The organism is Lawsonibacter celer (genome assembly GCF_014281125.1).
Lineage (GTDB): Bacteria > Bacillota > Clostridia > Oscillospirales > Oscillospiraceae > Lawsonibacter_B > Lawsonibacter_B celer.
On the sequence record NZ_JACOEA010000001.1, the window covers coordinates 500,605 to 523,138 of the forward strand.

The 22,534-nt window shown below is 57.7% G+C and carries 21 protein-coding genes; all 21 read right to left on the reverse strand.

All coding sequences use genetic code 11. From position 1 onward, the window contains the following. Positions 1-37 precede the first annotated feature (37 nt). The 21 genes from hisE to H9Q75_RS02540 all read right to left on the reverse strand — a co-directional run bounded on the left by hisE (position 38) and on the right by H9Q75_RS02540 (position 22,513). The gene (hisE, locus tag H9Q75_RS02440; RefSeq protein ID WP_186564567.1) at positions 38-367 is read right to left on the reverse strand and encodes a phosphoribosyl-ATP diphosphatase; all 330 of its coding nucleotides are present in this window, start codon (positions 365-367) and stop codon (positions 38-40) included. Further along, entirely contained in the window at positions 364-696 is a 333-nt protein-coding gene (hisI, locus tag H9Q75_RS02445) for a phosphoribosyl-AMP cyclohydrolase (protein ID WP_186564568.1), read from the reverse strand. Before hisI ends, hisE begins: the two co-directional genes overlap by 4 nt. Positions 697-701: 5 nt before the next feature. Then, entirely contained in the window at positions 702-1,457 is a 756-nt protein-coding gene (hisF, locus tag H9Q75_RS02450) for an imidazole glycerol phosphate synthase subunit HisF (protein ID WP_186564569.1), read from the reverse strand. 79 nt (positions 1,458-1,536) lie between these two features. Continuing rightward, positions 1,537-2,262 (reverse strand): 1-(5-phosphoribosyl)-5-[(5-phosphoribosylamino)methylideneamino]imidazole-4-carboxamide isomerase, encoded by a 726-nt coding sequence (hisA, locus tag H9Q75_RS02455; RefSeq protein WP_186564570.1) that lies wholly within the window; start codon positions 2,260-2,262, stop codon positions 1,537-1,539. Next, entirely contained in the window at positions 2,259-2,870 is a 612-nt protein-coding gene (gene hisH, locus H9Q75_RS02460) for an imidazole glycerol phosphate synthase subunit HisH (protein WP_186564571.1), read from the reverse strand. Before hisH ends, hisA begins: the two co-directional genes overlap by 4 nt. 2 nt (positions 2,871-2,872) lie before the next feature. Beyond that, positions 2,873-3,481, reverse strand: coding sequence for an imidazoleglycerol-phosphate dehydratase HisB (hisB, locus tag H9Q75_RS02465; RefSeq protein WP_186564572.1), 609 nt, complete (start codon positions 3,479-3,481; stop codon positions 2,873-2,875). Beyond that, positions 3,478-4,764, reverse strand: a complete 1,287-nt coding sequence (gene hisD, locus H9Q75_RS02470) for a histidinol dehydrogenase (protein WP_186564573.1) — start codon at positions 4,762-4,764, stop codon at positions 3,478-3,480. Before hisD ends, hisB begins: the two co-directional genes overlap by 4 nt. After that, positions 4,761-6,371, reverse strand: coding sequence for an ATP phosphoribosyltransferase regulatory subunit (hisZ, locus tag H9Q75_RS12755; RefSeq protein ID WP_186564574.1), 1,611 nt, complete (start codon positions 6,369-6,371; stop codon positions 4,761-4,763). The genes hisD and hisZ overlap by 4 nt, the downstream gene beginning before the upstream one ends. A 126-nt stretch (positions 6,372-6,497) precedes the next feature. Continuing rightward, positions 6,498-7,010: a ferritin gene (locus H9Q75_RS02480; RefSeq protein ID WP_186564575.1), complete on the reverse strand. Its 513-nt coding sequence runs from the start codon at positions 7,008-7,010 to the stop codon at positions 6,498-6,500. A 74-nt stretch (positions 7,011-7,084) separates the two neighbouring features. Then, entirely contained in the window at positions 7,085-11,185 is a 4,101-nt protein-coding gene (locus tag H9Q75_RS02485) for a PolC-type DNA polymerase III (protein ID WP_186564576.1), read from the reverse strand. 44 nt (positions 11,186-11,229) lie between these two features. Then, complete coding sequence (ispG, locus tag H9Q75_RS02490) at positions 11,230-12,267, reverse strand: flavodoxin-dependent (E)-4-hydroxy-3-methylbut-2-enyl-diphosphate synthase (protein ID WP_186564577.1); 1,038 nt, start codon at positions 12,265-12,267, stop codon at positions 11,230-11,232. A gap of 12 nt (positions 12,268-12,279) precedes the next feature. After that, entirely contained in the window at positions 12,280-13,368 is a 1,089-nt protein-coding gene (locus tag H9Q75_RS02495; protein WP_186564578.1) for a M50 family metallopeptidase, read from the reverse strand. A 23-nt stretch (positions 13,369-13,391) separates the two neighbouring features. Next, positions 13,392-14,531 (reverse strand): 1-deoxy-D-xylulose-5-phosphate reductoisomerase, encoded by a 1,140-nt coding sequence (locus H9Q75_RS02500; RefSeq protein WP_186564579.1) that lies wholly within the window; start codon positions 14,529-14,531, stop codon positions 13,392-13,394. A gap of 5 nt (positions 14,532-14,536) precedes the next feature. After that, positions 14,537-15,340, reverse strand: a complete 804-nt coding sequence (locus tag H9Q75_RS02505) for a phosphatidate cytidylyltransferase (protein ID WP_341480883.1) — start codon at positions 15,338-15,340, stop codon at positions 14,537-14,539. A gap of 18 nt (positions 15,341-15,358) precedes the next feature. Further along, positions 15,359-16,105 (reverse strand): isoprenyl transferase, encoded by a 747-nt coding sequence (locus tag H9Q75_RS02510; protein WP_186564581.1) that lies wholly within the window; start codon positions 16,103-16,105, stop codon positions 15,359-15,361. 93 nt (positions 16,106-16,198) lie between these two features. Further along, entirely contained in the window at positions 16,199-16,753 is a 555-nt protein-coding gene (gene frr / locus H9Q75_RS02515) for a ribosome recycling factor (protein ID WP_186564582.1), read from the reverse strand. A 1-nt stretch (position 16,754) separates the two neighbouring features. Beyond that, the gene (gene pyrH, locus H9Q75_RS02520) at positions 16,755-17,477 is read right to left on the reverse strand and encodes a UMP kinase (protein WP_186564583.1); all 723 of its coding nucleotides are present in this window, start codon (positions 17,475-17,477) and stop codon (positions 16,755-16,757) included. A 186-nt stretch (positions 17,478-17,663) separates the two neighbouring features. Next, the gene (gene tsf / locus H9Q75_RS02525) at positions 17,664-18,578 is read right to left on the reverse strand and encodes a translation elongation factor Ts (protein ID WP_186564584.1); all 915 of its coding nucleotides are present in this window, start codon (positions 18,576-18,578) and stop codon (positions 17,664-17,666) included. A gap of 84 nt (positions 18,579-18,662) precedes the next feature. Then, on the reverse strand, positions 18,663-19,385 hold the full coding sequence (gene rpsB, locus H9Q75_RS02530) for a 30S ribosomal protein S2 (protein ID WP_186564585.1): 723 nt from the start codon (positions 19,383-19,385) through the stop codon (positions 18,663-18,665). Between the two features lie 647 nt (positions 19,386-20,032). Beyond that, entirely contained in the window at positions 20,033-21,052 is a 1,020-nt protein-coding gene (locus H9Q75_RS02535; RefSeq protein WP_186564586.1) for an SGNH/GDSL hydrolase family protein, read from the reverse strand. An 18-nt stretch (positions 21,053-21,070) separates the two neighbouring features. Further along, positions 21,071-22,513 (reverse strand): MBOAT family O-acyltransferase, encoded by a 1,443-nt coding sequence (locus tag H9Q75_RS02540; RefSeq protein ID WP_186564587.1) that lies wholly within the window; start codon positions 22,511-22,513, stop codon positions 21,071-21,073. Positions 22,514-22,534: the final 21 nt, after the last annotated feature.

Here is a 22,534-nt window from a genome sequence, read left to right on the forward strand (position 1 = left end):
AGCCGTCCGGCGGAATTCCGCCGGACGGCTTTCTTTTTCAGGACTCGTGATCCACGGTTTTCATCTGTTTCAAATTACCGATCTTTTGACTGCGTCGGTCCAATTCCGCCAGCACCGCATCCAGGGGGATCGCCTGGTCGGCCATCAGCACCATTAGGTGGTACAGAAGGTCGGAGATCTCTCCCACCGTATCCTCTGCAATCCCGTTCTTGGCGGCAATGATGGTCTCCGCGCACTCCTCGCCCACCTTTTTCAGGATTTTGTCCAGCCCCTTATCAAAGAGGTAGCAGGTATAGGAGCCCTCCTGGGGATTACTTCTGCGGTCCAGGACCACCTGATAGAGTTCGCACAGGATGTTATCATTCATATTGATTCCTCCCAAATTGGTTGAAAAAAGCAGCTGCGCCGCCCGGTGTGGCAGGTGGGACCGTCCGGCTTGCAGAGATAGAGCAGCGTGTCCGTGTCGCAGTCGGTCACTACTTTTTTCACATGCAGGAAGTGGCCGGAACTCTCCCCCTTGTTCCAGAGCTTTTGCCGGCTGCGGCTCCAAAACCAGGCGGTCTTTGTCCGGAGGGTACGCTCCACCGCTTCCCGGTTGGTAAAGCCCAGCATGAGCACTTCCAGAGTATCTGAATCCTGAATGATCACTGGAATCAGTTCCGCCTTTTGGAACAGCTGCGCCAGATCAAAGTCCATATTTCTCACCTCACCGGTATTTTTTTGCTGCGCAGATAATCCTTTACCTGCGGAACCGTCAGCTCTCCGAAATGGAACAGAGAGGCCGCCAAAGCCGCATCACAGCCGGTCTCCACAAAGACCTCCTCAAAGTGCTCCAAGCTGCCGCAGCCTCCGGAGGCGATCACCGGGATCCCCACCGCTTCCGTTACCGCTCTGGTCATGGACAGATCAAAGCCCGCTCTGGTTCCGTCAGCGTCCATGGAGGTGAGAAGAATCTCGCCCGCGCCTAGGCGCTCCCCCTGCCTGACCCACTCCAGCAGATCTATTCCGGTCGGCTTTCTGCCCCCGGCCACAACCACCTCCCAGGAACCGTCAGTGCGCCTGCGGCCATCCGTTGCTAGGACGACACACTGGGAGCCAAAGCGCTCCGCCGCGCGGGAGATCAGCGTGGGGTCGGCCACAGCGGCGGAGTTGACGGAAATCTTATCCGCCCCTGCCCGCAGCAGCTGCCGGAAATCCTCCAGCGTCCGAATGCCGCCCCCCACGGTCAGCGGAACAAACACCTGCTCTGCGGTGCGCGCCACCACATCGGCCACCGTGGCGCGGTTATCGCTGGTGGCGGTGATATCCAAAAACACAATCTCATCCGCACCCTGGTCGGAGTAAAATCTGGCCAGCTCCACCGGGTCGCCAGCATCCCGGATATTCACAAAATTGACGCCCTTTACGACCCGCCCGTCTTTTACATCCAGACACGGAATAATGCGTTTTGCCAACATGAAATTCCCCCCAAGGCACTCCTGCCCGTCTGAGCAGGGTGCGTGTTCCCGCTATGCCGTCACGGAATTTCCGGAATTTTTATTCCTGTGGTCCGGCCTCCCGGACCGCCTGGGCCAGGTCCAGCGTGCCCGCATAATAGGCCTTGCCGATGATGGCTCCATAAATGCCCATATCCCGCAGGCGCTTCACATCGTCCAGGGTCGTCACCCCGCCGCTGGCCACAAGCTTACAAGAGACCACCTTCTGCAGCGCATCCAGCTGGCGGTAGGACGGACCGGAGAGCATGCCATCCGCCGCAATATCTGTAAAGATAATTGTCCTGACGCCTATTTGCTCCATATGGGCGGCAAACTCCAGACAGTCCAGCCCGGAATCCTGTTCCCAGCCAGAGGTGCGCACGCTGCCATTCAGGCAGTCAATCCCCACCGAGACCCGATCCGCGCCGTATTGCTCAAGCGCATAGGCGACCAGATCCGGTCTGGAAACCGCAGCGGAGCCAATGACCATGCGGCTCACCCCGGCACCACCCACGGTGATCACGTCCAACTCGTTTTTTATGCCGCCGCCCAGCTCAACCTGGAGGCCGGAGTCCTGGATTACCTCATAGATAAAGGGAAAGTTCTGCCGAATTCCATCCCGGGCGCCGTCCAAATCTACCATATGCACCCAACTGGCCCCTGCGTCCGCAAATCGCTTTGCTGTCTCCAAAGCGCTGTTGGCCACCTGGTGAACCGTGGCAAAGTCCCCCTTTTTCAGACGAACGCAGCAGCCGTCCTTCATATCAATCGCCGGTAAAAGTATCATCGGTTCAACTCCCCAAAATTCTTCAAAATCTGCAGGCCGACTTCACCGCTCTTTTCCGGGTGGAACTGACAGCCGTAGACATTTCCGTGCTGCACCGCCGCCACGATGGACACACCGTAATCCGTGCGTGCAATCACATCAGCCTCCTGCTCCGCCACGCCGCAGTAGGAGTGGACGAAGTAGACATAGCACTCCTCGTCCAGCCCACGGAACAGCGGAGAGGCATTTTGCAGGTGCAGGCTGTTCCACCCGATATGAGGCATCTTTTCTCCGGTTTGAATCCGCCTGACCGCCCCATGGACAAGTCCAAGCCCTTTACAATCCCGTACCTCATTCCCACAGTCGAAGAGCAGCTGCATCCCCAGACAGATGCCCAGAACCGGCTTTTTTTGCGCCTGCGCTGTCAACACCTGATCCAGGCCAGGGCCCCGCAGGCGTTCCGCCGCGTCAGGGAAAGCGCCTACGCCGGGCAGGATGATGGCCTCCGCCCGCTCCAGCTCTGCCGGATCGCTGGTGATACAGGTGGCCAGTCCCAGATAGCGCATGGCGTTGGTAACGCTCATCAAATTGCCCACTCCGTAATCCACAATTGCTGTAAAGTGATCCATCCTCACAGCACTCCTTTGGTGGAGACCACGCCATCCCCCTCCACCTTCACCGCGTGTTTGAGCGCCACACCCAGAGATTTAAACAGGGCCTCGGTTATGTGGTGGGCATTATTTCCGTAAAGGGCCTTCATATGGAGGGTCATCCCGCTGTTGACCGCCAGGGCCCGCATAAACTCTTCGGTCAGGCAGGCGTCGTAATCCCCGATGCGCTCCTGGGGCATGGCCGCGTCAAAGACCAGGAACGGCCGGTTGGAGAGGTCCAGGGCGGTGAAGCAGAGCGCCTCGTCCATGGGGATATAGGCGGAGGCAAAGCGGCAGACGCCCTTCCGGTCCCCCAGCGCCTGAGAGATGGCTTGACCCAGGACAATGCCGACGTCCTCCACTGTGTGGTGACCGTCTACATGCAGGTCGCCCTTCGCGGTCAGCTCCAGACCAAAGCCCCCATAGAAGGCCAGGGCGGTCAGCATATGGTCAAAGAAGCCGATCCCGGTGGACACCTTCACCTCTCCCCCGTCCAGAGACAGGTTCAGGCTGATCTCCGTCTCCTTGGTCTTGCGGCTGATAATGTATGCCCGCGGCCTTTCGCCCGCTTTTACAATGGGAACCTTCATGCTTTCTCCTCCTCAAAGCGCACACGGATGGAATTGGCGTGGGCGGTCAGATGCTCCGCCTCCGCCAGGGCGATGATCTGAGCGCGGATTGGCGCCAGGCTGTCCTGGTCGTATTCGATAACGCTCATGGTCTTTAAAAAGCTGTCCACCGAAAGGGGTGAGAAAAACCGCGCAGTGCCTGAGGTAGGCAGCACATGATCAGGCCCGGCCAGATAGTCACCCAGCGGTTCCGGAGACCATGCGCCCAGGAATACTGCGCCCGCGTTTTTGATGGCCGGCAGCAGGGCACGGGGATCTTTTGTGACAATTTCCAGGTGCTCCGGCGCAATCTCATTGGCCAGCTCCGCCGCCTGCTCCAGATCCCGGCACACAATGGCACAGCCGAAGTCCCGCAGGGACTGCTCCATGATCGCGCTGCGGCTGAGGTAGCCGGTCTGGCGGATGATCTCCTTGTCCACGGCCCGCGCCAGGGCCTCGCTGGTGGTAAGCAGCACCGCAGAGGCCAGCGTGTCGTGCTCCGCCTGGCTGAGCAGGTCTGCAGCCACATATTTGGGGTCCGCGGACTCGTCGGCAATCACCAGCACCTCTGAGGGCCCGGCCACCATATCAATGTCCAGGGTCCCGTAGGCCATCCGCTTAGCCGCCGCCACATAGGCGTTTCCGGGCCCCACCAATTTGTCCACCTTGGGAATAAAACCCGCACCATAGGTCAGGGCGGCCACCGCCTGGGCTCCGCCCACCGCAAGGCAGCGGTCCACCCCCGCGATCCTTGCCGCCGCCAGCACCGCCTGGTTCAGGTTTTCCGTGGGCGGGGTCACCATGATGATTTCCTCTACCCCGGCCACCCTGGCGGGCACCGCGTTCATCAGCACCGACGAGGGGTAGGCGGCCGTACCGCCAGGCACATAAACACCTACCCGGGAGAGGCCGCGCACCAACCGACCCACTACGCCGCCGTCTGGAGATCTCCACTCATCGCTCTTCACCAAAAGCCGCTGGTTGTAATCCCGGATATTAGCCGCCGCACGTTCCATGGCCGTAATCAGTTCCGGCGGACAGGCCGCATAGGCCTCCTCCAGCTCTGCCTGGGAGATTTCCCGGGGTTCGGCGCGGTCAAAGCGCAGCGAGTACCCGCGAACCGCTTCAAAGCCCTTTTCCTTTACAGTGTCCAGTATCTCAGCCACAGAGCGGTCAATGGCCTGATTGGCCTGCGCGGCCCGCGCCCGCATGGCGGAAATCACCACGCGTTCAGCCCGGCCGTCGGCAATGACAATCTGGATCATATGTTTTCCTCCAAGCCACGCTGGCATTTTCCGATAAAGTCAAGGATTTCATTCTTTTTCAGCTTCATGGCCGCCGTATTTACCACCAGCCGGGCGGAAACCGGCGCCACATCCTCAATGGGCACCAGGCCGTTTTCCTTCAGCGTGGCCCCGGTCTCCACAATATCCACGATGGCGTCCGCCAAATCCAGGATGGGGGCCAGCTCCACGCTGCCCTCGATCTTGATAATCTCCACATCCATGCCCTTTTCTGCGAAAAAGCGGCGCGCTACGTTGGGATATTTGGTGGCGATGCGACGGGTCTTGTAAGTGCCGTAAAAGTCGCTCCCTTCCTTGACTGCCAAGGCGAAACGGCATGCCCCAAAGCCCAGGTCCAGCACTTCATAGAAGGGGCTCCCCTGCTCCAGGATGGTGTCCTTCCCCACCACACCCAGGTCGCACACCCCGTGCTCCACATAGGTGATGACATCCGGTGCCTTGGCCAGCACCGCGTCCAGCGGGTAATTGGGTAGAGCATGGACCAGCCGCCGGCCTGGATTTTTAATGGGCGTACAGTCAAGCCCCACCCGCTCCAGCAGCTGCACAGTCTTGTCCTGCAGACGGCCCTTGGTCAGGGCGATCCGCAGGCGGCCCTCCCGCTTCTCCGCACTCTGGCGAGCCGCCACTGCGTCCACATCAATGGCAAAGCCAATGGCGGGCGCCGGCCGACCGAAGGCGCCCAGCAGATGATCGTACCGCCCGCCGGAGAGCACCGGGGCGCCCGCGCCCTGGGCATAGCCGCGGAATACCACGCCGGTGTAGTAGTCAATCTGGTGCACCAGCCCTAGGTCAAATTGGACAAAGGAGCCATAGCCCGCCTGCTCCAGCACCTGGTAGAGGTCCCGCAGGTAGGACAGCTCCGTCCTCGGTCCCACCAGCGCCTCGGCCTCTTCCAGAACCTCAGTCCCACCAAACAGGTTTGGCAGACGGGTGAGCAGCTGATAGGCCCGCTTTCCCTCATAAGGCCGAAGCAGGTCCTCCAGGGCGGCAAAGTGCTTGCCCTCAATCAGGCGGCGCAGCTGCTCCGCGCCCCCCGCGTCGATCTCCAGCTCATCGGTGAGGGCTTTGAACAGTCCTGCATGGCCCAGCTCAATATGTCCGGCATCGGGAGAAATCTTTTTCAAAGCCTCCACCGCCAAGGAGATGACCTCCAGATCAGCCTCCCTGTCCCCGGCCCCCAGCAGTTCGACACCGCACTGGGCAATTTCACTGGAGCCGCCTGTGTGGGCCGCACCGGAGCGGAATACGGTCTCGTTATAATAGAGGCGCAGAGGCATGGGAACCGTCTTGAGTCTGGTAGCTGCCACCCGGGCGATGGGTGTGGTGCAGTCGGGGCGCATGACCATGATTTTGCCGGAGCGGTCTATGATCTTCAGCATCGACTCCTGTGGGATCGGATTCCCGGATTGGATAAATAGGTCGTAAAATTCCACTTCCGGAGTGGATATCTCCGCAAATCCCCTTGTCTGAAACAGCGCAGTAAGTGCGTTTTGGATCTGCCGTCGGTTTCGACACTCCGCAAACATCCGGTCTCGGGTCCCTTCCGGTGTGTGAATGGTATAGTTCAAGAAAACCCCCCGCTTCGCTTTAACACTTTACCACGTTAATATACTATATCCATACTTCCTTGTCAACTGCAGAAAAGCGAAAAAGAGCGGGAGTGCACCCGCTCTTTTTCGTTCAATTATAAAAGCTCAAAGCACCAGAGAGGGTGCAGCATATACCCGTGAAGCCAACTCGCTGTTCAGCATATACAGTCCCTTGGCGTCATCACCGAAGAGCTCCATCTTTTTGATCAGATCCTCGGCGTTCTTTTCCTCCTCACCCTGCTCCTTGACAAACCAGTCCAAAAACTGCATGGTGCGGAAGTCCTTCACGCTGTAAGCCGCGTCATAGATCGCGTGGATCAGGCTCGTTACATACTGCTCGTGCTCTAGGCCGTATTTGAGCACCTGCAGCTTGTCGCCCAGCTCCTTATCCGGCTTGTCAACGGCCTTCAGCACAACTTTCTCGCCATTATTCTGCAAATACTGCAACATCAGCATGGCGTGGTCCCGCTCCTCCTGTGCCTGCACTTTGTACCAATTTGCAAAGCCGTCCAGGCCGTTCTCCTCATAGTACACGGAAAAGTCTAGATACAGATAGGCGGAATAAAACTCCTTGTTGATCTGCTCATTAATCAGTTTTGACACATTGCGCTCCAGCATTCTTGTCACTCCTTATATATTTAAGTTCCATTTCAGCATATCACGGATGGTTCTATTTTTCAATATTATTGCCGCTAAAACAGGGTAATCTGGCTGGTGTCCGGCATTCCGTCCAGCGCGCCCGCCGCCTTCAGCTGCTCAATATGGGTTTTGGAAACTTTGGGACAGGCTGCGGAAAATTCCTCAATGGAGATAAACCGTTTTCCCTCCCGCTGCTCCGTAATGGACCACGCCGCCGTCTCCCCCAGACCGGGAATAGAAGAAAAGGGCGGCAGAAGCGCATTCGCCTCCTCATCCATTAAAAAATGAATGGCGTGGGAGTGATAGAGGTCCACATGATGGAAGGTAAACCCCCGCAGATAGAACTCGTAGACCACCTCTAAGGTGACCAGCATATCCTCCTCCACTGCGGTGGCATTCTCCTTGCTGCGGATCTCCTTCATCTTGGCTTTGCACACATCCATCCCCATGCACATGCAGGTGGCGTCAAAGGCCTTGGCACGGATGGAAAAGTAGGCGGCATAAAAAGCCAGCGGCCGGTGCACCTTAAACCAAGCAATCCGAAAGGCCATCATCACGTAAGCAACCGCATGGGCCTTGGGAAACAGGTATTTGATCTTCTTGCAGGAGCCGATATACCAGTCAGGCACTCCGGCGGCAATCATCTCCTCCTCCGCGCCGTCCGGCAGACCGCGCCCCTTTCGGACCGACTCCATGATTTTAAAGGAACGCTTTTCCGGCATCCCGCAAGAAATCAGGAAAAGCATAATATCGTCACGGCAGCCGATCGCCTGCCCAACCGGGATGCCCTGATTGACGATCAGTTCCTTAGCGTTGCCCAGCCACACATCGGTGCCGTGCGAAAAACCGGACAGGCGCACTAAGATATCAAACTCGTGGGGCTGGGTATCTACCAGCATTCCGCGGACAAAGGAGGTCCCAAATTCCGGGATGGCCACGGCGCCGGTAGGCCCCAGAACAGGATCGTCCACAAAGCCCAGCACCTCAGAAGAGGTAAAGATGCTCATGGTATCCTTGTCGTCCAACGGGATATCCGTACGCGCATTCACCCCCGTCAGGTCCTCCAGCATACGGATCATGGTGGGATCATCGTGCCCCAGCATATCCAGCTTCAGCAGGTTGGATTCCATGGAATGATATTCGAAATGGGTTGTGATGATGTCGCTGCCCGCGTCGTCCGCAGGGTGCTGTACCGGGCAGAAATCATAGATTTCCCGGTTTTGGGGGATGACCACCATGCCGCCCGGATGCTGACCTGTGGTTCGCTTCACACCGGTACACCCTTGGGCCAGCCGGTTCTCCTCCGCCCGGCTGACTGTTCTGCCCCGCTCCTCCATATATTTCTTTACATAGCCAAAGGCGGTCTTTTCTGCCACTGTTCCGATAGTACCGGCACGAAACACGTGGGTCTGGCCGAAGAGCTCAAAGGTATAGCGGTGGGCATTGGCCTGATACTCTCCGGAGAAGTTCAGGTCAATATCGGGTACCTTGTCTCCGCCGAATCCCAGAAAGGTCTCAAACGGAATGTTGAAGCCGTCCTTTTCATAGTGGGCGCCGCAGACCGGACAGAGCGCATCCGGCATATCCGCCCCGCAGCCCACGCCCAATTCCTTGGCAATTTGAAAATCCGAATGCTTGCATTTGGGACAGCGGTAATGGGGCGGCAGAGAATTGACCTCGGTAATGCCTGACATAAAGGCCACCAGCGAGGAGCCCACCGAGCCGCGGGAGCCCACCAAATAGCTGTGATTCAGGGAGTCCTGCACCAGCTTTTGGGCCGACATGTAGATGACATCGTACTTACATTTAATAATGTCTCCCAGCTCCGCATTGATCCGGTCCACCACAATCTGAGGCGGTTCCTCACCGTAAAGGGCTTTTGCCTTCCCCCATACCAGGCGGTTGAGTTCCCCGGCGGAGTCCTCCAGCTTCGGCGCAAAAAGCCCCTGGGGCAGCGGCACCACATTCTCGCACCAGTCCGCCACCAGGTTGGTATTGCGGACCACTACATTGTAGGCCTCCTCCTTCCCCAGGTAGGCAAACTCTTTCAACATCTCAGCAGTGGTTTTGAAATAGATGGGCAGGGAGGAATCCGCATCCTCAAACCCTTTGGAGGCGAGCAGCACATGGCGGTAGATTTCATCCTCCGGGTCCAGAAAATGCACATCCCCTGTGGCGCAGACGGGCTTGTCCAAGGCATGGCCCAGCTCCACAATGGTGCGGTTGAAGTCCCGGATTTCCTCCTCACTCCGGACCATTCCCTTACGCAGCATAAAGGCATTGTTGCACAGGGGCTGTATCTCCAAAAAGTCGTACCAGGAGGCGATACGCTTGAGCTCGTTGAAATCTTTTCGCTTCACAACGGCTTCGTAAAGCTCGCCTGCTTCACAGGCAGAACCTAAAATCAGCCCCTCACGGTGCTGGTTGATGACGCTCTTCGGCATAATGGGATAGCGCTTAAAGTGCTCCAAGTGCGCCAGCGAAATCAGCTGATACAAATTCCGCAGCCCAAGCTGATTTTTGGCCAGCACAATCAGGTGCTTGGGCTGGCGGCGCGCCTTTCCGCCGCTTCTCAGCTTCGTCATTGCAGGGTTGATTGCCTGGAGCGTATGTATGCCCCGATCCTCCAGCATCTTGAAAAAGGGGCCCAGCATATATCCCACCGTGGCTGCGTCATCATATGCCCGGTGGTGGTTGAAGGCCGGCAGATTCAGGTGGGCTGCTACAATATCCAGTTTGTACTTGCCCAGCTCAGGCAGCAGATTCTGCGCCAGGATCAGAGTGTCAATTGAGGTATTGTGAAAGGGCCGGCCCATTCGACTGCAGCCCTCCGCCAGAAATCCCATATCGAACTCCGCATTATGGGCGGCCAGGGGGCGCTCCCCCACAAAGTCCAGGAAGGCGTTCAGCGCCTCCTCTTGGGAAGGGGCGTCCTTGAGCATCTCATCTGTAATGCCGGTCAAATCCACGATTTCCCGCGAAAGAGGGCGCCCGGGATTGGCAAAGGTGGAGAACTGCTCCGCCACCTCTCCGTTGCGCAAGACCACCGCGCCGATCTCTGTAATCGAGTCCCTGCGCTTATCCAGCCCGGTGGTCTCAATATCAAAGCAGACGATCTCACCTGTAAAGTCTTGCTCCTTTTCACCATGGACTACCACGCGGTCGTCCACATCATTGATATAGTAGGCCTCTACACCGTAGAGAACTTTGATTTTTTTAGCCGAATGCCATGCGTCTGGGAAGGCCTGGGCCACGCCGTGGTCCGTAATGGCAATAGCCCGATGTCCCCAAGCCTCCGCCCGCTTGACTACGTTCTTTTCCGGCCCCGCCTTCGGGCTTACCTGGGTGAGGGCGTCCATCGCGGACATGGTGGTATGCAGGTGGAGTTCCACCCGTTTCTCCGGGGCATCATCCATCTTCTGCGCCTTCTGCGCCTCCATAATGGCAAAGGGCTCAAGCACCATATCGCCGGTAAATCGGTCGATATTCAGCTTTCCCTGGATCAGCAAATGCTGTCCTTTTTTGACGCCCTCTACAATCCCCTTGCCCTCGTCGCCGGGGAAAAATTTTGAAATACGGACCGATCCGGTATAGTCGGTGATGTCAAAACAGACTACCCACGCGCCCCGCTTTTTCAGCTCCCGGTGGTCAACCGCAAACACATCCCCCTCGACCACCACCGTACCCATGTCCAACTCTACATCCCCCATGGGAATTGGGTCCTTTTTAATGGGGTGCTGCCCATAGAGCTGTTTTCCCTTACCGCCGCCGGCGGCCTTTCTGCTCTCCTTCGGCCTGCCCTGCTTCAGCTTCCGCAGCGCCTCCTGCCGGATGGCCTCCGTTCGGGCAAAAGCGTCCATTTCAGGCGTCGGAGCAAAGGTAGGCTGGGCTGCCTTCTGTTCAGCAGGCTTGGGTTCTTCTGCCTGGCAATCTAGCTTTACAGAGCTTAATCCATAAGCCTTTGCCAGCGCCTGCTCGATTTGGAGGAGCAGGTTGCCCCCGGCGCCCTCCGCCCCCTCCAGCGCAACCCGGGCGCTGCGTGTGGCTTTGTCAATGGCGGCAGAAAGAATCAGCCATCCGGATGCCGCCTGAGCCAGCTCCGGCCAATTGGTCAGCATGGAAAACATCTGTAAAAATGGTATCTTCTTGGACATCTGTTCCCTGTTCTCCTTTGTCCCTACGATCCGTTACCCCTCTGTCAAAGTGTTTCAATCAGGGCAAACAATTCATCTACCAGGCGCTCCTGTGGCACCTTTTTTATAATTTCACCTCTGCAGAACAGCAGGCCCTCACCGCTGCCGCCGGCAATGCCCACATCCGCGGAAGAGGCCTCCCCCGGTCCGTTGACCGCACACCCCATCACAGCTACGGTGATGGGCTTGTGGACCGCTTTCAGCCTCCGCTCTACCTCGGTCGCCAGCCCAATGAGGTCAATCCGGGTACGCCCGCAGGTGGGACAGGAGACCAGATTGGGCTCCCCCTCCAGCAGGCCAAGCGCCTGCAGAATATCCCGGGCCGCGGAAACCTCCTCCACCGGATCGGCGGAGAGGGAAACCCGCAGGGTGTCCCCAATCCCCATGGCCAGCAGGCCCCCGATCCCAATGGCGGACTTAATAGTCCCCATATGTACCGTGCCTGTCTCGGTCACACCCAGATGCAGCGGATAATCGCTTTTTTCGCTCATCAGCCGATAGGCCGCCAGTGTGGTCTGCACGCTGGAGGACTTCAGCGAGACACAAATATCGTCAAAATCATACCGGTTGAGCAGGGCGATGTGGCCGAAGGCGGACTCCACCAGCGCTTCGGCTGTCACCCCTCCGTATTTGGCCAGAAGCTCCTTTTCCAGGGAACCGCCGTTCACTCCGATCCGGATCGGGATCCCTCTGGCACGGCAGGCGGCCGCGACTGCCTTCACCCGATCCGCTCCGCCGATATTACCCGGGTTGATGCGCACCTTATCACAGCCGGCGGCCACACACTCCAGCGCCAGCCTGTAGTCAAAGTGGATGTCCACCACCAGCGGAATCCGAATCCGCTCCCGGATGGTGCCCACCGCTTTCGCGGCCGCCAGATCCGGCACCGCCACACGCACGATCTGGCAGCCCGCCTCCTCCAGGCGCCTGATCTGCTCCACAGTGGCCGCCACATCCTCGGTACGGGTATTGGTCATGGACTGGATTGAAACCGGCGCGCCGCCACCAATCGGAAGGCCGCCGGCAAGAATCTGTTTGGTCATGGTCTCCCCACCTTAAAACAGCTTAATCACATCGTTTACCGCCACCACGATCATCAGTGCAATGAGGCAGAAAAAGCCCGCCATGTTCACATAGCCCAGGTATTTCTGCGGGATGCGCCTACGGGTAAACAGGTGGTAGATTCCGCCCACCACCAGGAAAAGGATCTGCCCGCCATCCAGAGCCGGAATGGGGAGCAGATTCATCACCGCCAAATTGATGGCGATAAAGGCCACGAAGGAGAGAATATTGAGCATCGCCCCCAAAATCGGTAGCATATTCTGCTCCACCGCCGCCTCGGCCCCCTGCTCCCCTGCCTGGCCGATGATATTGACAATGCCGATGGCGCCCGACATATCCTTCAAGCCCACCGCACCCGTAAACAGGTCGCCTAGGCTGAGCCAGACCATGCGGGCATAGTCAATGGACTGGTACCAGGCATTTTTTAATACCAGACCAGGCGTGGACTCCACCACCTCACCAATATAGATGCCGCGCTTATAGACGGTCTGGCCGTTGTCCTGGGTCGGAATATTGGCTGGAAAGGAAAAGTCCTCCAAAATGACGTGTTCCCCATCCCGCACAAGCTCCAGGTCGACTCTGTCTCCCGCGCGTGAGAGAAAGGTGAGTGCATCCTCATTGAAATAGATGCGATGCCCGTCAATTCGGTACAGCAGATCGCCGGTCTGCAGACCAGCTTGCGCCAGCTGCTCCGCCCCTTCCATATAGCCGGTGATCACCGGCGCCACAAAACCGCCACGCTGGGAAAAGAGCACCAGAATAATGAGAAACCCGGTGAGGAAATTCATAAACGCCCCTGCCACCAGGATGATAAACTTTTTCCATGCGGGCTTATTGTGAAAGGACCGCGGATCGTCGCTGGCCTCTTCTTCCCCCTCCATCGCGCAGAAGCCGCCAATCGGGAATGCCCGCAGGCTGTAAAGTGTTTCTCCTTTCTGTTTTGAGAGCAATGCGGGTCCCATACCGATGGCAAATTCGTTGACTTTCACCCCCAAGCTCTTGGCGGCGATAAAATGGCCAAACTCGTGTACGGCAATCAAAATGCCGAACATTACAATCGCGATGAGAATATAAACCAGCATAAACGGATCTCCTAATCCAAAAATCACTCCGCCGCGGCCGACCGGGCCGCTTCGTCCGCAGCAAGCACATCCTCCAGGGTCGGATTATGTACCACAGGTATGGCCTCCATCGACCGGGCTACCCGCTCCGCAATCTCTCCAAATGAGATTTGGTCCGTCAGAAACAGGCCTACGGCAGCCTCATTGGCGCCGTTGAGCACCGCGGTTGCCGTCCCCCCTGTGCGTGCCGCCTTCAATGCCAGATCGAGACAGGGGAACGCCTCATAATCGGGCGGATAGAACGTCAGCGGCGGACAGGACAGCAGATCCAGAGGCTTCGCCACCGCAGCGGTCCGCTCTGGCCAGGTAAGCGCATACTGGATGGGCAGCCGCATATCAGGGGCACCCAGCTGAGCCAACACCGCGTTATCACAGTATTCCACCAGGGAGTGAATGATACTCTCCCGGTGGATCACAATGGAAATTCTTTCAGGCGGAAGCTGATACAGGCGCATAGCCTCTATGAATTCCAGGCCCTTATTCATCAGCGTCGCTGAGTCAATGGTGATTTTCGCCCCCATACTCCAGTTGGGATGCTTCAATGCCTGCTCCTTTGTGACAAGGGAAATAGCCTCACGGTCCATGCCAAAGAAGGGGCCGCCCGAAGCGGTCAGAATCAGTCGGCGCACCTCTCCCCGGTCCCTGCACCCCTGCAGGCACTGAAAAAGAGCCGAGTGCTCCGAGTCCACTGGGACCACCTCCGCCCCGAAGCGCGCCGCCTCCGCTATGACCAACTCCCCGGCACATACCAGGGTCTCCTTATTGGCCAGCGCGATGCGCTTCCCTTCGCGGATAGCGGCCAGCGTAGGCTTCAGCCCCACCATCCCCACTACGGCAGTAATCACGGTGTCGGTGCTTTCCAGGCTCGCGGCCTCGAGCAGCCCTTCCATGCCGGAGGCAATTCGGACGCTGGTATCCGCCAGCCGCACCCGCAGATCCGCCGCTGCCGCGGGATCCATCATCACCGCCAATTCCGGTGAAAAGGCCCGGCACTGCTCCTCCATACGTCTGGCATCCCGATTGGCGGTCAGCGCCGCCGCAGTCATGCCGCAGGCGGCAATCACCTCCAGTGACTGCCGCCCGATCGACCCTGTAGACCCCAATAGGGCAATCCTTCGATTCATCCTGCTCACCCCAGTGTAGGCAGAATCCGGACCAGCAGTTCGATCAGCGGCGCGCAGAAAATCACACTGTCGAAGCGGTCCAGAACTCCCCCGTGTCCCGGAAAAATCTTGCCGAAATCTTTAATACCATACTCGCGCTTGATGTAGGAAAATGACAGGTCGCCCAGCTGCGAGACCACGCTGCCCAGCGCCCCATAAAGGGCCAGGGGCAGATAGCGCACCTGAAATCCAAAGACAAACTGGAGCAATACGCCGTAGAGAAGCGTACATACGATGGCACCTAAAAAACCGCCTACCGCTCCTTCCACGGTCTTTTTCGGAGAGAGCTCCGGCGCCAGCTTATGTCTGCCGAAGAGCATCCCTGCAAAGAGGGCAAAGGCGTCGCTGATAAAGGCCACCACCAGCGGCAGGGCCACATAGCCGCGCCACTGTTCCATCTGGCCCAGCCGCAGGAAAGCGGACAGGAAAAACGGGATCACAAGGGAGAGGAAAAAGGTCCCCCCCATTTTTTCCAAAGTGACCTGCTTATGGCTGGCAATCGCCTCTGCAAACAGCAACACCACGTAGACGAACAGGCCGCATAACGCTGGCAGCACGCCAGTTCCGTAAAAGGCCCAAAAGGGGATCAGCCCAGCCATGATCAGAGCATAGACAGAGATCCGTGGATGCTTCAAAAAGCCGGTGGACCAGAGCGCCTCATGCACCGCGATCACGGAAACAGCGGCAAAGAGAATGGGGAGCATGGGCGGAAAGACCGGATAGACCACAAACAGGGCGATCAGAAGCAGCGGGATCCATATCACTGCCACAAGAATACGTTTCCCCACTCAGACACCTCCAAAGCGGCGGGAGCGGCTCTGATAGGCCGCCAACGCCCGGTCGAGCTCCTCTTTTGAAAAATCGGGCCACAACACGTCTGTATAATAGAGCTCTGCATAGGCCGACTGCCACAGCAGAAAATTTGAGAGCCGCAGCTCCCCGCTGGGGCGGATCACCAAATCCGGATCAGGTACACCCGCCGAGTAAAGATAGCCGCTGAAGGCCGCCTCATCCAGCTCCTCCGGCTTTTTCTTTCCCGCCGCACAGTCTGCCGCAAAAGCTCTGGCCGCTCTTAAAATTTCGTCCCGGCCGCCATAGTTCAGGCAGACGTTTACATGCAGCTTTCCCTCGTAGTGGGTGGAGATGTTCTGCGTCCGATCACAGAGTTCACGCAGCTTGGGGCTCAATGGGCTCAGATCCCCCAAAAAGTGCAGGGTGATCTGGTCCCGCTCCATTTTTTCGATGGACTCCAGCAGATATTGCTCCAACAGTCCCATTATGGCGGACACCTCCGCCTCGGGACGCTTCCAGTTCTCCGTGGAAAACGCGTATACCGTAAGATATTCAATTCCAATATCCTTACAATATGTGGCGATATTGCGGAATACCTCCGCCCCTGCGGCATGGCCCGCCGTACGCGGCAGCCCCCGACGCTTTGCCCAGCGGCCGTTTCCATCCATGATGATGGCCACATGCCGGGGCAGGCGCTTCCAATCCACCTGCGCCTGCGTCTGCCTGGATTTCAAAAAAACCATATATTATATCCTACCCTACCCGGTCAAATAGCATACCGGTGCGGGGCACAGAAATGCCCCGCACCAGTGAAGTTCACCCGCTTGCCCGATGGCTCAGACCGCCATCAGCTCCGCTTCCTTCTTCGCGGACAGCTCGTCAATCTGCTTACAGCGCTTGTCCGTCATTTCCTGGATTTCCTTCTCGTGCTCCTTACGGTCGTCTTCGGTCAGCTCCGCCTTTTTCTCCAGGGCCTTATATTTCTCCATGGCGTCCCGGCGGATGTTGCGGATGGCTACCTTCCCGGATTCCCCATATTTCTTGACCTGCTTTGTCAGCTCCTTACGGCGCTCCTCCGTCAGCTGCGGGAAGGCCAGACGGATGACTCTGCCGTCGTTTTGGGGATTGATGCCCAAGTCAGAGCTCTGAATCGCTTTCTCAATCGTCTTGAGCAGGCTGGCATCCCAAGGCTGGATCATCAGGCTCCTGGGATCCGGTGAGGAGATGGTGGCCACTTGGTTGATAGGAGTAGGGGTGCCGTAATAATCCACCGAAATTTTATCCAGGACTGCCGCATTTGCGCGGCCGGCGCGGACACTGGCGAAATCGCTGACCACCACGTCTACGGTCTTCTGCATTTTGGCGTCATACTCTTTGTTGATTTCCTTCATCTCACGCTTCCTCCTTGACGATCGTTCCTATTTTCTCCCCCATTACTGCCCGCAGAATATTTTCCGGATCCTTCAGCGCGAACAGCAACACGGGAATACGGTTATCCATAGACAGGGATGTGGCTGTGGAGTCCATCACCTGCAGATGCTGGGCCAGCACGTCGTCATAGGTAATGCTGTCGTACTTCACGGCGCTGGGATCCTTATTGGGATCAGCCGAGTACACCCCATCGATGTTTTTGGCCAGCAGGATTACATCCGCATCAATCTCCGCAGCGCGCAGCACGGCCGCCGTATCGGTGGAAAAGAAGGGGTTGCCGGTGCCGCAGCCAAAAATCACCACGCGGCCCTTTTCCAGATGCCGGATTGCCCGGGACCGGATATAGGGCTCGGCAATCGAACGCATCTCAATCGCCGTCTGCACACGGACCTCCACGCCCTTCTGTTCCAGCACATCGGCCAGGGCGAGACAATTCAGGGTCGTGGCAAGCATCCCCATATGGTCGGCACGGGTGCGCTCCATCCGGTCGCCGCCATCCTTTACGCCACGCCAGAAATTGCCGCCGCCCACGACAATGCCCACCTGCACGCCCAGGTCGACACATTTTTTGATCACATCGCAGACTTTGCCGATCACATCAAAATCCAGGCCGCGGGAGGCCGTGCCGGCCAGCGCCTCTCCGCTAACCTTCAAAAGAACCCGCTTATACTGCGGTTCACTCATAAATCCAACCCCTTCTCTTGTGGCATATGTTCTTTCCTATTTTAATATAGTTTTCCTTTTTTGCATAGTGGTTAAGCCAAAGTTTTTACAAATTGTTCAACAGGCGCGGACTCCCCTTCTTCCTTCCCCGGTGCAGGGCATAAAAAGGCCCGGGCGCGTGTGCCCGGGCCTTTATGGCTTTTTGATTTACTTGCCAAGCTGTTTGGCAATCTCCTCGGCGAAATTCTCCTGCTTCTTCTCAATGCCCTCGCCCTTCTCAAAACGCACGGCGTCCTTCAGGGTAATGGTGCCGCCCATCTCCTTGGCGACCTTGGCGGCGTACTGTTCCACGCTCATAGAGTTGTCCTTAACAAACTCCTGCTGCAGCAGGCAGTTCTCCTTGTAGAACTTGCCCAGCTTGCCGGACACGATGCCCTCCTTCACCTTCTCAGGCTTGGCGGCCATCTTGGGGTCGTTCTCCATCTGGACCAGCAAAATCTTCTTCTCCTCATCCAGCGTGGCCTGATCCACCTGGCTCTTGTCCAGGAAGCGGGGATTGAGCGCCGCGATCTGCATTGCCATGTCCTTGCCGACCTCGGCCACCTGCTCGGCGGAGAGATTGGTCTCCAGATTCACCAGCACGCCGATTTTTCCGCCGGCGTGGATATAGGGCACGGAAATCCCGTCCGTAAAGAAGGCAAAACGGCGCACCTTGATGTTCTCGCCGATCACGAGCACCATCTCCTGCTGCTCCTCCTGCACGGTGCGGCCATTGCCATAGGGAGCGGCCATCAGCGCGTCCAGATCGGTGGGCTTTTCCTTGGCCACCACAGCGGCCACGCCCTTGACAAACTCCACAAACTTCTCATTCTTACCCACAAAGTCGGTCTCGGCGTTGACCTCAACTACAACGCCCACGCCGTCGATCACACCGGCATAGGCCATGCCCTCGGCAGCAATGCGGCCAGCCTTCTTCTGGGAGGCGGCCAGTCCCTTCTCACGGAGGATTTCCACGGCCTTGTCCATATTGCCCTCGGCCTCAGTCAGGGCCTTTTTGCAGTCCATCATACCCACGCCGGTCATCTCACGCAGGGCCTGTACATCTTTTGCAGTGATTGCCATAATCACGATACCTCCATATAGTTTAATTTGAAAAAAGACGCGCCCGCCCGCGCACGGGCGGGCGCATGCCAAAGCTTTTTATTTTTACTCAGCAGCAGTCTCGGCGGGGGCCTCAGGGGCATCCTGGCCCTGCTTGCCCTCCTGGATGGCGTTGGCCATCACGCCGGAGATCAGCTTAATCGCGCGGATCGCGTCGTCATTGCCGGGGATCACATAGTCGATCTCGTCGGGGTCGCAGTTGGTGTCCACGATGGCCACAATGGGGATGTTCAGCTTGCGGGCCTCGTTGATGGCGTTGCGCTCCTTGCGGGGATCCACCACGAACAACGCGCCGGGGAGCTTCTTCATCTCCACCACGCCGCCCAGGTACTTCTCCAGCTTGGCGATCTCGCCCAGGTGCTTCATGACTTCCTTCTTGGGCAGCATGTCAAAGGTGCCGTCATCCTGCATCTTCTTGAGCTGGTTCAGACGGTCCACACGGCCGCGCATGGTCTTGAAGTTGGTGAGCATACCGCCCAGCCAGCGGGCGTTCACATAGTACATGCCCACGCGCTCGGCTTCTTCCTTGATGGCCTCCTGGGCCTGCTTCTTGGTGCCCACAAAAAGCAGGGTCTGGCCGGACTCACCCAGAGAGCGAACGAAGTTATAGGCCTCCTCCAGCTTCTTCACGGTCTTCTGCAGATCAATAATATAGATCCCGTTGCGCTCGGTGTAGATATAGGTGGCCATCTTGGGGTTCCAGCGGCGGGTCTGGTGGCCGAAGTGGACCCCCGCCTCGAGAAGCTGTTTCATGGATACGACTGCCATAGGGTAATTTCCTCCTTTATTTGTTGATTCCTCCACCCGGTTCATCCGGAGCCGGCCAACCTCTGATTCCAGAAGCACCTGGCCCTCCGTCCGCGGATGTGCGTAATCACATGCTCGGGTATTTTAGCACAACATTCCAAAGATTGCAAGTATTTTTTGCAATTTTAGAGTTCTTGCGAAGAACAAAAAGCAGAGCCTAGAATCTGTCGATAATTCTACGCTCTGCTTACTGTTTGATTTTTTCTTATAGCCCAGATTGCCGTTTTCCGCAAAGAAAGCTGCTCGCATTTTTATGATTAGCTCCCAATCCGCTTCTGTGTTCCCAGTGTAAAGTCAGAGGGAACCAATGCAGATTTCTTCAAACGTTGTCCCGGTTCTTTGAGTTCCCTGAAGTCGTCGTTATAAATCAATGTTTATCTCGTACTTATCATCAATAAGCACATAATTTACGTTGTACTTTTGGGCAAGTGCGGTCTTGTCTGCGTACGATGCGCCTGTTATTAAAATAATCATTGTTTTTCTCCTGTCTACGCAAGAACACTTTCATAAGATTGACGGAGTTTACGAGAACAGCAAAATCAAAAAAGGGAGTTCCGGGAATACATAACCGACTGGAGATATAATTAAAATAAATGTTTTATGTCATCTCATTGCGCCGATTGATCGTTCCACCAGGCTGCGGCAGCCTGCCAGGCGGCCGTATTCTCCGGTGTCTGCGGCCGGGGCGTCAGGCCGAAGGAACCGGTCAGCTCCCTGCCCAGCCAGGCGGAGAAGATGGCCGCGCCCTCCTGATTCAGATGGCTGCCGTCGTACAGGTGCCGGTTTGGAACCAGCCCGATCTCCGCAAAGGCATTGCTCCAGTCACAGAAAATGACATTCGGATCCATCTTTTCTGCTTCCTGCCCGATACGGGCGTAGACCTCCGGCGTGCATCGGACATAGCTGGGGTGTACCGTCAGGATAGGCTGGATTCCGTGCTTCCGGCACAGGGCCAGGATTTTTCCCAGCCACTCCAGGTTATCCGCATAGACCTCGGGCGCCACCTCCCGGTCGGCCACGTCGGGGGTCTCCCCCACTCCGTCCAGCACCCCCTGCATGGCGGTGAAGCCCTTGCGCTCGTCCCACTGGGTGGGCCGGAGTGCCCGGACCACGTCGTCGGGCCGCACCTCCTTCCAGCGGCTGTGGTAGAAGTACAGATCAAACAGCAGGCCCTGGCGCAGCTCCGGCTCAGAGGCAGTAAAGATCGCCCCCAGCTTGTTTCGGGAAAATGGCATCAAATCCACATTCTTCTGGGTGTAGTTCTGATAAGGCTTGAAATAGAGGGAGGTAACCTCCAGCACCACAGCGGAGGGGGACTGGGTCTTTAAAATCTCCCGGAGATACCAGTAGGTAATGGACAGCGGCTGCTCCGAACCCGCCATCACAAACCCGGTGAGGCCCGAGCTGTCGTAGACCTCTGCGGGATTCACATCGCAGTAGGTAAAGGAGCTGCCCAGGTAGATCACATCCAGGCTGTCCTCCGGCTCGGCCAGAAAGGCCCTCCAGGTGGAGCCGTAGCTGGTCTGGGCAGGCCGCAGCACATCGGAGAGAAAATTGATCATCAGAGCGGTCAGCAGCAGGAATACGGCAGCCCAGACCAGCTCTTTTTTTATTTTTGACCGGCTCAAAGCCGCAGCCTCCCTTCTCTAAAAGCTGAACCCATAGAGGAACGCCTGGGCGTCATACCCCGTGCCGTAGCTGCCGAAAATCAGGCAGGCAAAGAGCAATCCCCACAGCACCAGCCATCGGACCGGCCGGGGCGCGGACAGCCACTCCCCCGCCAGATCGCGGCGCGCAGCACGCAGGTCCACCGCCAGCAGCACCAGCAGCCCTGCCGCGGCGGCCAGCAGCTCCCAGCGGTCCAGCCCCATGCTCTGATATACCCAAAGGGGGCCGTGGAGCATTCCCCTCAGGATCGCCGAGGCAGTGCCCAGGCTGCTGGCCTTGAAAAACACCCAGGCGACGGTGGTGAGCCCAAAGGTGGTGAGCAGTTGAATTCCCTGGCGAAGCCTTTTTTCCCTCCCCAGGTGCAGTGCACCGAATATCCGTTCCCTGGCCGGCTGGGTGACGGCCCCAGCCACCTGGTAAAGTCCGTTGAGTGCGCCCCACACCACAAAGGTCACCGCCGCTCCGTGCCACAGGCCGCTGAGAGCAAATACAATCAGTACATTGAGGAATTTCCGGACCGTCCCCTTTCGGGAGCCGCCCAGGGGGATGTACAGGTAGTCCCGGAACCAGGAGGTGAGAGATATGTGCCAGCGCCGCCAGAAATCCGAAATGGAACGGGCGAAGTAGGGCTGCGCAAAGTTCTCCCGCAGGGTGAAGCCCATGCTTTGGGCCACCCCCAGAGCCATGTCTGTGTAGCCGGAAAAGTCACAGTAAATCTGGAAGGAAAAGGCCACCGCCGCGCCCATCAGCTGGAGCGCTCCAAACTCCCCCGGTGCGGCGTACACGGTATTCACCAACACGGCCAGCCGATCCGCCAGCACCATTTTCTGAAAGGCGCCCCACAGAAAGCGCAGCAGCCCTTTGCGGAACCGGTCATAGTCAAAAGGGTGCTCCGTCCGGAACTGGGGAAGCAGCTCATCCGCCCGGCCGATGGGACCAGACACCACCTGCGGGAAGAAGGACAGGAACAGCGCGTAGAGCAAAAAGCTTTCCTCCGCCTCCACCTTGCCCCGATATACATCTATGACATAGCCCATGGCCTGAAACAGATAAAAGGAGATGCCCACCGGCAAAAGGATCTCCAGCGCCGGGGTGGAGAAGTACGCACCGGCCGCACGGAGAAGCTGCCCGGCCAGAGAAAGCGCAAAATGAAGGTATTTAAAGAGGAAAAGCAGTACGATATCCAGCCCCAGGCAGGCCGCCAGCGCGCCCCGGCTTTTCCGCCCGGCCAGAATCCGTCCGGTAAGGTAAGAGGTTGCGATCACCGCCAGGAGCAGGGTCAGATAGACCGGCTTGGCGCAGAGGTAGAAAAACCAGCTGGCCAGCAGCAGCCACAGGTTCTTTCCACGCCGCGGCAGAAGAAAATACACCAGCACGGTGACGGGAAAAAAGCAGAAAAAGGGCGCGGACAAAAAGGTCACCGGTCGGTCATCTCCTCTCCC